This window comes from Pantoea sp. PA1 (assembly GCF_056856975.1).
In genome coordinates this window covers 1,738,206-1,751,105 of the sequence record NZ_JBXGEE010000001.1, presented here as the reverse complement: position 1 = coordinate 1,751,105, position 12,900 = coordinate 1,738,206, and the positions used below count along the sequence as shown (strand labels likewise).

Here is a 12,900-nt window from a genome sequence, read left to right as displayed (position 1 = left end):
CATTATTTTGAACAGAGCTCATTTTGCCCATGACGGATCCGGGCGGCTTACAGAATTAAAAAAATTTATTCGGAGTTGTTATGAAAATTTTATTGGTGGGTAACCATACGTGTGGGAATCGTGGGGATGGCGCGATTCTTCGTGGACTGATTGATTCTATGAAGTCTGCACGCAGTGATTTAGACATTGATGTGATTAGCCGTTATCCAACCAGCTCCGGTTATCTGCTCCAGCAGGATATTCAGCAGGATGCGCTGTTTCTGCACAACAGCAAGTCAGGCAAAGGTCTGGTCGGTTCGTTTAAGCGTAAAGTCGCGAACCGTCTGATGCCCGACATCATGATGGCGCACCTGGGCAAGGGCGGCATCTTTAAGTCGTTTGCCGTGCCACCGCACCTCAAAGCCTTTACCGAAAGCCTGGCGAAATATGACGCCATTATTCAGGTTGGCGGGTCATTCTTCGTCGATCTCTATGGCGTCACCCAGTTTGACCACGCGCTCTGTGCGCTGATGGCGAAAAAGCCTATTTACCTGATTGGTCACTCGGTGGGTCCGTTCCAGAACCCGCGCGTCAATGCGCTGGCGAACTTTGTTTTTGACCGCGTTAACAGCCTGGTTCTGCGTGAGTCGGTCAGCCTCGATCTGATGAAACGTGATGGCGTGACCAGCTCGAAAGTCGCGGCCGGCGTCGACACCGCTTTCCTGGTGCGCGCGCGTGAAGTGGAAAATCCGAGCCATAACCTGCTTCACTGGCAGGGGATTATCAGCAGCCGTAAAACCATCGCCATCACCGTGCGCGAACTGGCGCCGTTTGATAAACGTCTGGGCGTCACACAGAAAGAGTATGAAGCAGCCTTTGGTCGGGTGATCAATGCGATGATCGCAGAAGGTTACCAGGTCGTGGCGTTCTCCACCTGTACCGGCATCGACAGCTATGCCAAAGATGACCGCATGGTGGCGCTGACCCTGCGCGATCACGTGGAGCAGCCTGAGCATTACCATGTCATCATGGATGAGTTTAATGACCTGGAGCTGGGCATTCTGCTGAGCCACTGCCATCTGACCATTGGTACCCGCCTGCACTCGGCGATTATCTCCATGAACTTTGGCACCCCGGCCGTGGCGATCAACTATGAGCACAAGTCGATGGGTGTGATGAACCAGCTGGGTCTGCCGCAGATGGCAACCGATGTGAAAAGCCTGATGGATGGCTCGCTGATCGACAAGGTGAAAAGTGTGCTTGCCGACTACGACAACATTAAGCTGAAGGTCAATACGGCCGTTGCGAATGAAAGGGAAATTGGCAACCGGATCACTGAAGAGATTCTCAAAGTATTAGGGTAATGTGATGAAACTGACTTTTTTCACCATGCGTTTCCCGGTTGCCTCTGAGACATTCGTTCTGAATCAGGTAACCCATTTTATTGATGCCGGTTACGAGGTGGAGATTATTTCAGTCTTTCCCGGCGATTTAGTGAACCGGCACGCCGCGTTTGATGAGTATGGTCTGGCGGCGAAGACGCATTATCTGCTGCCGGAAGAGAAGATCTCGATTGTCGATAAGCTCAACCAGCGCATCAGGCTGGTGCTGCCGAACGTGACCAAACCGTCGCTGCTGCGTTCGCTGAACATGCGTCGATATGGCGCGCAGTCCAGCAAGCTGCTGCTGCCGTCGATCGTGGCCAATGCGAAGCAGACGTTCACTGCGGATGTTTTCCTGGTGCATTTCGGCTATGCCGGTGCGCTGGCGAACAAGCTGCGTGAGCTGGGCGTACTGAAGGGCAAGCAGGCGACCGTGTTCCACGGCGCCGATATTTCCCGTCGTCACATTCTGGAAGAGCACAAGCTCGACTACGTCAACCTGTTCCGCCAGAGCGAACTGATGCTGCCAATCAGCCACCTGTGGGAAAACAAGCTGATTGAGATGGGCTGCCCGCCGGAAAAAATTCATGTGACACGCATGGGGATTGAGCCAGAGAAGTTTAACTTCCAGCCGCGACAGGCATTTCACAAGCCGCTGCGTATCGTCTCGGTGGCGCGTCTGACCGAGAAGAAAGGACTGGATGTGGCGGTGAAAGCCAGCGCCATCCTGAAGCAGCGGGGCGGTCAGTTCCAGTACACCATCATCGGCAATGGCGATCAGGATGAGATGATGCGTGATTTCATCGCCCGCGAGGGGATGGAAGATTGCGTCAGTATGCCGGGCTTTAAACCGCAGGAGGAGATCCGTCGTGCGCTGAGCGAAGCGGACATCTTCCTGCTGCCCTCCAAAACTGCCGCCGATGGCGACATGGAGGGGATTCCGGTTGCGCTGATGGAAGCGATGGCGGTCGGCCTGCCGGTGGTCTCCACCTTCCACAGCGGTATTCCCGAACTGATTGAGAACAACGTCTCCGGCTGGCTGGTGGAAGAGGACGATCCCGAGGCGCTGGCAGAGACGCTGCTTAAGCTCTCTGAGGGCGAAGTGGATGTGGCCCCGGTGGTCGCTGCTGCGCGGCATAAAGTTGAGACGGAGTTCAATCAGCATATCGCCTATGGCGAACTGGCACAGATTCTGGAGCGACTGGTGTGAGTGGATTTAAGTCACAGGCGATTTGGCTGTTTGGCAGCACCTGCTTTTCTGCGGTGCTGCAGGTTGCACAGCTGAGCTTTCTCGCCCGCAAACTGGAAACCCACGAGCTGGGACTGCTGGCCATCATCAACGCCATTCTGGCGGTGGCGGGTGTCCTGCAGGATATGGGGATGAGCAGTTATCTGGTGCATCGCCAGAACATCACCCGCCGTGAGCAGAGCACCATCTACTGGGTTAACGTATCACTCAGTCTCTGCACTGGCCTGATCATGCTGCTGATCGCTTTCCCGGTGGCCTGGTTCTATCACCTGCCGGAGCTGACGGGGCTGATCATGCTGACCAGTCTCAACTTCCTCGTGCTGGGACATCTGTCGCAGTATCAGGCGCACTACATCAAGACCAAGCGGATGGTGTCGCTGGCGAAGATTGAGATGGGCACCAAGCTGTTTGCCTTCCTCTGTGTGGTGGCAATGCTGGAGTTCACCTCACTGACCGTAGCGGCAGCGATTCTCGGCCTGTTTATCAACGCCTTTACCCGTATCCTCTGCATGATTGCACTGGGTGAGAAGTCATGGCGCCCGACCTGGGAGTTCGACAAAGCGACCTTCTTCGGGGCGATTCGTTACGGCAGCTACCAGCTTGGCTCCCAGACCATTAACCAGCTGCGCACCCAGGCGGATGCGCTGGTGGTCGGTAAGGTGATGGGCGCAGAGATGCTGGGTGTCTACTCGCTGGCGAAAGAGCTGGTGCTGCAACCGCTGAAACTGGTGACGCCGGTCATCAACCGTCTGGCGCTGCCGCGCTTTGCTGAGAAGCAGCACGATGCCGAGCAGCTGAAAAAGCTGTTTCTCAAGGGCACGCTGGGGATCATGCTGTTCAGCAGCGCGATGTATCTGGTCATTGGCATCTTCTCACCAGTTATCGTTCGTATACTCTATGGCGCGTCACACGAGCAGGTTTACCACCTGATCCCGCTGATGCTGCTGTTCGGTATGCTGCGGCCGATGGGGGGACTGACCGGTGCCATTTCGCAGGCTAACGGACGCACCAACGTCGAGTTCTACTGGAACATCGTGGCGAGTATCGTGGTGCTGGGCGTGCTGGCGACCACCTTTATCTGGCCTAACGTGCTCTATGTGGCGCTGACGCTCTCCATCTCGCAGATCCTGATCTCGGCGCTGGCCCACCCGTTCTTTATCAAGCCGGTGATTGGCATTCGCTTTATGCCCTATGCCCGGCAGTGGGTGGCGGTGTCGGTGGTCTTTGTCGGCCTGATGGTGCTGGTGAACCACTTCAATCTCTTCATCATGCCGGAGTGGTTTGAAGGCTGGCTGTAATCATCACACAGCGATATTAACGGGTGACCTAAGGGTCGCCCGTTTTCATTTATGGCTGGTCTCAGCCATGCAACGAACAGTGCTGCAGATCACAGTAGCAATCTGCGATTACTGATTGTCTTTACTCAGTTTATGGTATCGCGTGCAATGGGCAAAATGCCGAATTTCTAAGTTATGACAGAGAGTTACTGTCCGCTTTTCAGATAAAGATTATACTTGCTCTTCCGGCCGATCCTGCATAATCGACCCACATCTTCATTTTATTAAACGGAATAAATATGACCAAGCTTAAAGCAGTAATCCCGGTTGCGGGCCTCGGTATGCATATGCTCCCTGCGACTAAAGCCATTCCGAAAGAGATGCTGCCTGTCGTCGACAAACCGATGATCCAGTACATCGTTGACGAATGTGTTGCCGCAGGTATTAAAGAGATCGTGCTGGTCACGCATGCATCGAAAAATGCGGTCGAGAACCACTTCGATACCACTTATGAGCTGGAAGCGCTGCTGGAAGCGCGTGTGAAGCGTCAGCTGCTGAGCGAAGTGCAGTCTATCTGCCCGCCGGGTGTGACCATCATGAACGTGCGTCAGGCACAGCCGCTGGGTCTGGGCCACTCGATCCTCTGCGCCCGTCCGATGATCGGTGATAATCCGTTTGTCGTGGTGCTGCCGGATGTGCTGCTGGATGATTCCACTGCTGACCACCTGCGTTATAATCTCGCGGCGATGGTTGCCCGTTTTGAAGAGACTGGCCACAGTCAGGTTCTGGCACAGCATATGCCTGCCTCCGACCTCTCTGAGTACTCCGTGATCACCACCGAAGAGCCGATCAACAACCCAGGCGATATCAGCCGTATCACCAACTTTGTTGAGAAGCCAGAGCATCCGGCTGAGCTGAACTCTGACCTGGCTGCGGTAGGACGCTATGTGCTCTCTGCGGATATCTGGGCTGAACTGGAGCGCACTGAACCGGGCGCCTGGGGCCGTATCCAGCTGACCGATGCGATCGCCAGCCTGAGCAAAAACAAACCTGTTGATGTTTCACTGCTGACCGGCCACAGCTTCGACTGCGGTCGTAAACTGGGTTACATGCAGGCGTTCGTCTCTTACGGACTGCGTAACAACGCCCAGGGCCGCGATTTCCGCGAAGCGATTCAGAACATCCTGGCAAAACAACAGTAATTACTTTGCCGCGCACTGCGCGGCAGCTTACAAGGAGTGCACATGGCTATTTTGGTAACGGGCGGGGCAGGCTATATCGGTTCCCATACCGTACTGGCGCTGCTGCAGCGCGGTGATGATGTGGTGGTGCTGGATAACCTCTGCAATGCCTCACGCGAAGCGATCAACCGCGTTGAAAAGCTGGCGGGGAAGAAAGCGACCTTCGTCGAAGGCGACATCCGTGACCGCGCCTGCCTGCGCGACCTGTTTGCCTCAAACAGCATTTCCGCCGTCATCCACTTCGCCGCGCTGAAAGCGGTTGGTGAGTCGACGCGTATGCCTCTGGAGTACTACGAGAACAACGTCGCGGGTACGGTAGTGCTGCTGGAAGAGATGCGCAACGCGGGCGTGTGGAACTTCATCTTCAGTTCGTCTGCCACCGTTTATGGCGCGGATGCACCGGTTCCCTATGTGGAAACGACCCCGATTGGCGGCACTACCAGTCCTTACGGCACTTCTAAGCTGATGATCGAGTTCGTCATGCGCGACTTTGCTAAGGCAGAGCCGAAGTTTAAGGCGATTGCGCTGCGCTACTTCAACCCGGTTGGCGCGCATGAGTCAGGCGAAATCGGCGAAGACCCGACCGGCATCCCGAATAACCTGCTGCCTTACATCGCACAGGTCGCGATTGGTCGTCTGGAGAAGCTGGGTGTGTTTGGCGGTGACTACGATACGCCAGACGGCACCTGCCTGCGTGACTACATCCATGTGGTTGACCTGGCTGAAGGACACCTGAAAGCGCTGGACCATCTGAGCAAAGTTGAGGGCTACACCGCCTTTAACCTCGGCGGCGGTAAAGGCTTCTCGGTTCTGGAGATGATCAAGGCGTTTGAGCAGGCCTCCGGCAAAGCAATTCCGTTTGAAATCAAACCCCGTCGTGACGGCGACCTGCCTGCCTTCTGGGCAGATGCGTCCCTGGCGAACCGTGAGCTCGACTGGCGCGTAACACGCGGCATCGATGAAATGATGCGCGATACGTGGAACTGGCAGAGTAAGAACCCGGATGGGTTTCGGTAGTTGACGACGTAATAATCAAAAAACCCGGTTTTGACCGGGTTTTTTTATGCCTGCATTAAGAGGAACTTCAGATTCGTGGTTCGCTCATTCACTTTACTGGCAGTTTATGGATGTCTCGACGCTTAATACAGAATTATCCTGGTCTTTCGAAAAGAGAGGCTGATGACAATAGAGTGTAGTTCGACTCTGTGAAGAGGCACTATGCGTGATTTTTCCTGAGCGACTATGCTGTTTTGCCAGTGCTTACATCTCATCATGCTGGGCACGATTATTGTTTAGTCAGTCTTAAGTTTTGTCATCCACATGGAAAGATTAGGCATATTATTTTTGCTGCACAAAATGTACTATTTGTAGTTATCCCGGAACCCGTATGCGATTGAATGAAATATCATCAGCGCATCGACAAGCTAACCTGTGAAGGCGAAATTCCTATCACACAGCGCATTGGTTGCTGCAAGCCAGGGGCGGTAGCGTGGCTGTTTATTTATGATGAATAAATATTGACCCGCTTATATGCATAGCATGTTTAAATTTGTTAGAGGATGTGGAATGTTACTTCCCGTAATCATGGCCGGAGGAACCGGCAGCCGCTTATGGCCCCTTTCCCGCGAGCTTTACCCTAAACAATTTATCTGTCTGCATGGCGAGCACTCCATGCTGCAGGAGACTGTCAATCGCCTGAGCGGCGTCGAGGCACGCGCACCAATGGTCATCTGCAACGAGGAGCACCGTTTCCTGGTTGCAGAGCAATTGCGACAAATCAACAAGCTATCACATAACATTATTCTTGAGCCGGTAGGGCGCAACACAGCTCCTGCCATCGCACTGGCTGCGCTGAACGCTGTAGAGCAGGGCGATGATCCGGTTCTGCTTGTGTTGGCTGCTGATCACGTGATTGAAGACCGCGTTGCGTTTCATCAGGCTATCAAAGTCGCTACCGCTTATGCCAAACAGGGCAAGCTGGTGACTTTCGGCATCGTGCCAACCGGTCCAGAAACCGGATATGGCTATATTCAGCGTGGCGAAGCGCTGCCAGGCTCAGAAAATGGTCCTTATCAGGTTCAGCGCTTTGTCGAAAAACCTAATCAGAGCACTGCTGAGCAGTACCTCGAGTCAGGTGAGTATTACTGGAACAGCGGCATGTTCATGTTCCGGGCTAAACGTTATCTGCAGGAGCTGGAGAAATTCCGTCCGGATATCCTTGAAGCCTGCCGTCGTGCCATGGCTAACGTCAAAGAAGGCAACGATTTCATCAGTATTGATAAAGATGACTTTATCGCCTGTCCGGATGAATCAGTCGATTACGCCGTTATGGAACAGACCGATGCGGCAGTGGTTATCCCGCTGGCGGCCGGATGGAGTGATGTGGGCTCCTGGTCTGCGCTGTGGGAAGTGAATGATAAAGATGAACACGGCAATTCCCTGAAGGGTGACACCTTCCTGCATAACGCTAAAAACTGCTACATCAATAGTGAAGATCAGCTGGTTGCTGCCATTGGCGTTGAAAATCTGGTGATTGTAAATACCAAGGATGCAGTGCTGGTTGCGCATAAAGATCAGGTACAAGATGTTAAGCGTGTGGTTGAGTTCCTGAAAAGCGAATGCCGCAGCGAATACCGCCGCCATCGGGAAACGTACTGGCCATGGGGACGTTGTGACTTAGTGGTTAATACAGGTCGTTTTAAGGTTAATCGAATAACAGTCAAGCCAGGCGAATCTTTTGAATTACAGATGCATTATCATCGGACGGAGCATTGGGTCATCCTTTCTGGAACGGCCAAAGTAAGCATTCAGGATAAAACATTGCTGTTAACTGAGAACCAATCAACTTTTATTCCGATTGGTCATCAGCACACGCTGGAAAACCCAGGTAAAATTCCCCTTGAATTGTTAGAAATTCAGTCTGGTTCATACCTTAATGACGACGATCTGATTCTCATCAGAAAGCAAATAGAGCGTATTTAAAAGGGCGCCGTAGAAAATGGAAATACTTAATTGTTTTAAAGCTTATGACATTCGCGGTGAATTAGGCAAAGAATTGAATGAAGATATCGCATATCGCATTGGGCGAGCCTATGGTGAATTTCTTAAGCCAACAACAATTGTTGTTGGGGGCGATGTCCGATTAACCAGCGAAGCGCTGAAAATGGCGCTGGCTAAAGGCCTGATGGATGCTGGCACAAACGTACTGGATATCGGACTTAGCGGTACTGAGGAGATTTACTTCGCCACATTTTATTTAGGTATCGATGGCGGCATTGAAGTAACGGCAAGCCATAACCCGATGAACTACAACGGGATGAAACTGGTTCGGGAAGGTGCTCGCCCGGTCAGCGGTGACACCGGTCTGCGTGATGTTCAGCGTCTGGCGGAAGCCAATGATTTTGCTTCAGTAGAAGAGGGAAAACGCGGCAGCTATAAGCAGATTTCAGTTCTGGATTCTTATGTCGATCATCTGATGGGCTACATTGACCTGAATAATTTTACCAAGCCGATGAAACTGGTGATTAACTCAGGTAATGGTGCTGCGGGTCATATTATCGATGAGATTGAAAAACGTTTTAAGCAGGCAAATGCGCCTGTGTCATTTATCAAATTACATCATGAAGCAGACGGCAACTTCCCGAATGGTATCCCAAATCCCTTATTGCCCGAGTGTCGCAAAGATAGCTCTGATGCGGTTCGTGAGTACCAAGCTGATATAGGTATCGCCTTCGACGGTGATTTTGACCGCTGTTTCCTGTTTGATGAGAATGCAGAATTTATTGAAGGCTACTATATTGTAGGGTTGTTAGCTGAGGCATTTCTTAAGAAAGAACCAGGAGCAAAAATTATTCACGATCCGCGCCTGACCTGGAACACCATTGATGTGGTGACTAAAGCGGGCGGTATTCCGGTAATGTCCAAAACCGGCCATGCCTTTATCAAAGAGCGTATGCGTGAGGAAGATGCAGTTTATGGTGGGGAAATGAGTGCACATCACTATTTCCGTGACTTTGCTTACTGTGACAGCGGCATGATTCCGTGGCTATTAGTGGCAGAGCTTCTGGCAGTGAAAAAGATGACGTTATCGAGTCTGGTTGCGGAAAGAATGAGTGCATACCCTTGCAGTGGTGAAATTAACGCAAAAATCGAGCGTCCGGAAGAAAGAATAAAACATGTTGATTCCCATTACGCTAAAGGATTTACAAAGTACGATCTTACAGATGGGCTGAGTAAAGAATTTGAAGATTGGCGTTTTAATTTAAGGTGTTCGAATACAGAACCTCTGATAAGACTGAATGTTGAAACTAAAAATAATAAAAAATTATTGGAAACTAAAACCTTAGAGCTATTAAATTTATTACAGGATATAATCTGATATTATAGCTTCTCAACAAACATTATATTAGTGAAGAAAAATGAAAATACTCGTAACTGGCGGTGCAGGCTTTATCGGTTCAGCTGTGGTAAGGAAAATAATTAACGGCACTGAGGACAGTGCTGTTGTCGTCGATTGTTTGACATATGCTGGAAACCTAAACTCTCTCAAAGATTTAGAGGGCAATGAACGTTTTGCATTTGAAAAAGTCAATATATGCGACAGGACAGAAATCGAAAGAGTATTTGAAGAACATCAACCTGATGCAGTAATGCATTTGGCTGCTGAAAGCCATGTAGATAGATCAATTGATGGCCCGGATACGTTTATCAGGACAAATGTTGATGGGACTTTCAATCTGCTAGAAGTAGCAAGAAAATATTGGATGAGTTTAGAACGATTTAAAAAAGAAAGCTTCCGCTTTCATCATATTTCAACTGATGAAGTGTATGGTGACTTACATGGAACAGACGATCTTTTTACAGAAGAAACGCCTTATGCGCCCAGCAGTCCATATTCGGCATCTAAAGCTGCATCTGACCATTTAGTTCGCGCTTGGTTCAGAACCTATAATCTTCCATGTATTATTACGAACTGCTCAAATAATTACGGCCCTTATCACTTTCCTGAAAAACTTATTCCGTTAACTATAATTAATGCAATTAATGGTAAACAATTACCTGTTTATGGTAAGGGTGAGCAAATCAGGGACTGGTTATATGTTGAAGATCATGCAGAAGCTCTTTATATTGTTTTGAAAAAATCAGCTATTGGCGAGACTTATAATATAGGCGGCCACAATGAGCGAAGAAATATAGATGTAGTTAATGAAATATGTAAAATTCTTGAAATACTAAAACCCACTAAGCCAGATGGGGTTGGGAAATACAGCGATCTTATTACATATGTAAAAGATCGTCCAGGTCATGATTATCGTTATGCGATAGATGCAACGAAAATTAAAAAAGAGTTAGGCTGGACACCCAAAGAAACTTTTGAATCCGGTATCAGAAAAACAATTGAATGGTATCTTGCTAATACAGACTGGTGGCAAGCAGTATTGGATGGAAGCTATTCAGGTGAGAGATTGGGTTTAAAAGAGGATAAGTCATGAAAGGAATTATTTTAGCCGGCGGTTCAGGAACCCGGTTATATCCAATCACAAAAGGGGTCTCCAAACAGCTGCTCCCTATTTATGACAAGCCAATGATATATTATCCTCTTTCAGTACTTATGCTTGCAGGAATACAGGATATACTTATCATTACTACTCCTGAAGATCAGTCGTCATTTCAGAGACTGCTGGGAGATGGTTCAGAATTTGGTATTAACCTCAATTATGCTATTCAACCAAGTCCTGATGGCCTGGCTCAGGCATTTATCATCGGTGATAAATTCATTGGTGATGATTCATGTGCCCTTGTCCTCGGTGATAATATATTCTTTGGTGAAAGTTTCGGGAAAAAACTGGAACAAGTTACTTTATCAAATCAAGGTGCGACTGTTTTTGGATATCAGGTAATGGATCCGGAAAGATTTGGTGTTGTCGAATTTGATAAAGATTATAAAGCCATCTCCCTTGAAGAAAAGCCGGTGAATCCCAAGTCTTCTTGGGCTGTCACAGGCTTATACTTTTATGATAATCAGGTTGTCGATATTGCTAAGCAGGTTAAGCCTTCTTCCAGAGGTGAGCTTGAAATCACAACTCTTAATGAAATTTATCTTAACAAAGGATTGTTAAATGTCGAATTGCTTGGTCGTGGTTTTGCCTGGCTTGATACAGGTACTCATGACAGCTTATTAGAAGCTTCGCAGTTTGTTCACACAATTGAGAACCGGCAAGGATTCAAAGTTGCCTGTCTGGAAGAAATTGCTCTGATTAAAGGATGGCTTACAAAAGAAAAAGTATGGTCACAGGGCGAAATACTGAAAAAGACTAACTATGGAAAATACTTAATGAGAAGAGCAGAGGAATATTATGGAAATAATTAATTCCAGAATCGAAGGTGTCAAAATTATTAAGCCTAAAGTCTTCGGCGATGAGAGAGGGTTCTTTCTTGAAACATATTCTCAAAGAAAATACGATGAAATTTTGGGAACTGAAGTAAATTTCGTACAAGACAACCATTCACGCTCTCAAAAAGGCGTGCTTCGAGGATTACACTTCCAGAAAAATAACCCACAAGGCAAGTTAGTCCGTGTTGTGAGGGGGGCAGTCTTTGATGTCGCAGTTGATATAAGAAAAGATTCTCCAACATACGGCCAGTGGGAGGGTATAGAATTGTCAGATGAGAACAAAGTTCAGTTCTGGATCCCACCGGGTCTCGCTCATGGCTTTATTGTACTAAGTGATATTGCTGACTTCGAATATAAATGTACTAATTATTATGACCCTACTTCAGAAGAATGCCTAATCTGGAATGATCCTGATATAGGCATCACATGGCCGAACTTTGATCCTTTACTCTCTGAAAAAGATAAAGCTGGAAAAAGGCTTGAAGAACTATGAAAAAGAAAATATTACTGATAGGGGCTAACGGGCAGTTAGGCCGTTGCATCCAGGATAGAGTGCCTGAACACTACGATATAATCTCTCTAAATTCAAAACAATTGGATTTATGTGATTTAAGTGAATTAGAAAAATTATTCTCAGAATATAAACCTGATGTCGCTATAAATTCTGCTGCCTACACTGCTGTCGACTTGGCGGAAAAAGAAACACATTTAGCTTATCAAATAAACAGCAACGCCCCGGGGATAATTGCGCAGGTTTGTAAAAAAAACGAAGTAAAATTTATCCATGTTTCTACTGATTATGTTTTTTCAGGTGATGGATCTATGCCTTATGATGAAGAAAGTATTGCTGATCCTAAAAGCATTTATGGTCTTAGTAAGTTAAGTGGTGAACAGAATGTACTGTCGGCAAACGCTGAGGCAGTAGTCATCCGGACATCCTGGGTGTTTAGTGAGTATGGAAAAAACTTCGTTAAAACAATGCTAGCTCTTGCCAGTACAAAGGAAGAAATATCTGTTGTTGATGATCAGTCAGGTTGTCCTACTTATGCCGGAGACCTGGCGACTGCTATTTTGGAATGTGCAGAAAAGGATGTTCCAGGCGGAATTTATCATTACTGTGGAAATGAGGCTGTAACGTGGAAAGTTTTTGCGGATAGAATATTCAAGACATTTAACAAACTAAAAAAACCTTCAAAAAATATAATAATAAAAAGCATCAAAACCGCTGATTATCCAACTCCTGCCAAAAGACCTCACTATTCACAACTGAGTTGTGAAAAGTTAAAGAAATTCGGTATTAAAACGTCTGACTGGAACAAAGCTTTGGAAAAAGTCATACCTAAATTATTAGGCTAGGGGCTAATTTGCAAGTAATTAA

General features: G+C 48.3%; 11 protein-coding genes. All 11 read left to right on the top strand.

Annotated features, from left to right (window positions below; translation table 11 throughout):
- Nucleotides 1–80: 80 nt before the first annotated feature.
- The 11 genes from wcaK (at nt 81) to rfbD (ending at nt 12,878) form a co-directional block, all read left to right on the top strand.
- A complete protein-coding gene (gene wcaK, locus AC1V0D_RS08590) occupies nt 81–1,343 on the top strand; it encodes a colanic acid biosynthesis pyruvyl transferase WcaK (protein ID WP_482907257.1) in 1,263 nt (420 codons plus the stop codon).
- 4 nt (nt 1,344–1,347) lie between these two features.
- Nucleotides 1,348–2,571 (top strand): glycosyltransferase, encoded by a 1,224-nt coding sequence (locus AC1V0D_RS08585; protein ID WP_009089267.1) that lies wholly within the window; start codon nt 1,348–1,350, stop codon nt 2,569–2,571.
- A complete protein-coding gene (locus AC1V0D_RS08580; protein ID WP_009089269.1) occupies nt 2,568–3,908 on the top strand; it encodes a lipopolysaccharide biosynthesis protein in 1,341 nt (446 codons plus the stop codon). The genes AC1V0D_RS08585 and AC1V0D_RS08580 overlap by 4 nt, the downstream gene beginning before the upstream one ends.
- A gap of 278 nt (nt 3,909–4,186) precedes the next feature.
- The gene (galF, locus tag AC1V0D_RS08575) at nt 4,187–5,089 is read left to right on the top strand and encodes a UTP--glucose-1-phosphate uridylyltransferase GalF (RefSeq protein WP_009089271.1); all 903 of its coding nucleotides are present in this window, start codon (nt 4,187–4,189) and stop codon (nt 5,087–5,089) included.
- A 42-nt stretch (nt 5,090–5,131) separates the two neighbouring features.
- Nucleotides 5,132–6,145: a UDP-glucose 4-epimerase GalE gene (galE, locus tag AC1V0D_RS08570; RefSeq protein WP_009089272.1), complete on the top strand. Its 1,014-nt coding sequence runs from the start codon at nt 5,132–5,134 to the stop codon at nt 6,143–6,145.
- A gap of 549 nt (nt 6,146–6,694) precedes the next feature.
- A complete protein-coding gene (locus AC1V0D_RS08565; RefSeq protein WP_482907256.1) occupies nt 6,695–8,110 on the top strand; it encodes a mannose-1-phosphate guanylyltransferase/mannose-6-phosphate isomerase in 1,416 nt (471 codons plus the stop codon).
- A 16-nt stretch (nt 8,111–8,126) separates the two neighbouring features.
- Nucleotides 8,127–9,506 carry a phosphomannomutase CpsG gene (gene cpsG / locus AC1V0D_RS08560; RefSeq protein WP_482907255.1) on the top strand — a complete coding sequence of 460 codons (1,380 nt, stop codon included), beginning with the start codon at nt 8,127–8,129 and terminating at the stop codon, nt 9,504–9,506.
- Nucleotides 9,507–9,546: 40 nt separating this feature from the next.
- Complete coding sequence (gene rfbB / locus AC1V0D_RS08555; RefSeq protein ID WP_482907254.1) at nt 9,547–10,620, top strand: dTDP-glucose 4,6-dehydratase; 1,074 nt, start codon at nt 9,547–9,549, stop codon at nt 10,618–10,620.
- On the top strand, nt 10,617–11,498 hold the full coding sequence (gene rfbA, locus AC1V0D_RS08550) for a glucose-1-phosphate thymidylyltransferase RfbA (RefSeq protein ID WP_482907253.1): 882 nt from the start codon (nt 10,617–10,619) through the stop codon (nt 11,496–11,498). Before rfbB ends, rfbA begins: the two co-directional genes overlap by 4 nt.
- Entirely contained in the window at nt 11,485–12,015 is a 531-nt protein-coding gene (rfbC, locus tag AC1V0D_RS08545; protein WP_482907252.1) for a dTDP-4-dehydrorhamnose 3,5-epimerase, read from the top strand. Before rfbA ends, rfbC begins: the two co-directional genes overlap by 14 nt.
- Nucleotides 12,012–12,878: a dTDP-4-dehydrorhamnose reductase gene (gene rfbD / locus AC1V0D_RS08540; RefSeq protein ID WP_482907251.1), complete on the top strand. Its 867-nt coding sequence runs from the start codon at nt 12,012–12,014 to the stop codon at nt 12,876–12,878. The genes rfbC and rfbD overlap by 4 nt, the downstream gene beginning before the upstream one ends.
- Nucleotides 12,879–12,900: the final 22 nt, after the last annotated feature.

What these genes read in the sequence shown, in the direction of transcription:
- wcaK (WP_482907257.1), top strand. Translation starts at nt 81, where the DNA reads ATGAAAATTTTATTGGTGGGTAACCATACGTGTGGGAATCGTGGGGAT.
- AC1V0D_RS08585 (WP_009089267.1), top strand. Translation starts at nt 1,348, where the DNA reads ATGAAACTGACTTTTTTCACCATGCGTTTCCCGGTTGCCTCTGAGACA.
- galF (WP_009089271.1), top strand. Translation starts at nt 4,187, where the DNA reads ATGACCAAGCTTAAAGCAGTAATCCCGGTTGCGGGCCTCGGTATGCAT.
- galE (WP_009089272.1), top strand. Translation starts at nt 5,132, where the DNA reads ATGGCTATTTTGGTAACGGGCGGGGCAGGCTATATCGGTTCCCATACC.
- AC1V0D_RS08565 (WP_482907256.1), top strand. Translation starts at nt 6,695, where the DNA reads ATGTTACTTCCCGTAATCATGGCCGGAGGAACCGGCAGCCGCTTATGG.
- cpsG (WP_482907255.1), top strand. Translation starts at nt 8,127, where the DNA reads ATGGAAATACTTAATTGTTTTAAAGCTTATGACATTCGCGGTGAATTA.
- rfbB (WP_482907254.1), top strand. Translation starts at nt 9,547, where the DNA reads ATGAAAATACTCGTAACTGGCGGTGCAGGCTTTATCGGTTCAGCTGTG.
- rfbA (WP_482907253.1), top strand. Translation starts at nt 10,617, where the DNA reads ATGAAAGGAATTATTTTAGCCGGCGGTTCAGGAACCCGGTTATATCCA.
- rfbC (WP_482907252.1), top strand. Translation starts at nt 11,485, where the DNA reads ATGGAAATAATTAATTCCAGAATCGAAGGTGTCAAAATTATTAAGCCT.
- rfbD (WP_482907251.1), top strand. Translation starts at nt 12,012, where the DNA reads ATGAAAAAGAAAATATTACTGATAGGGGCTAACGGGCAGTTAGGCCGT.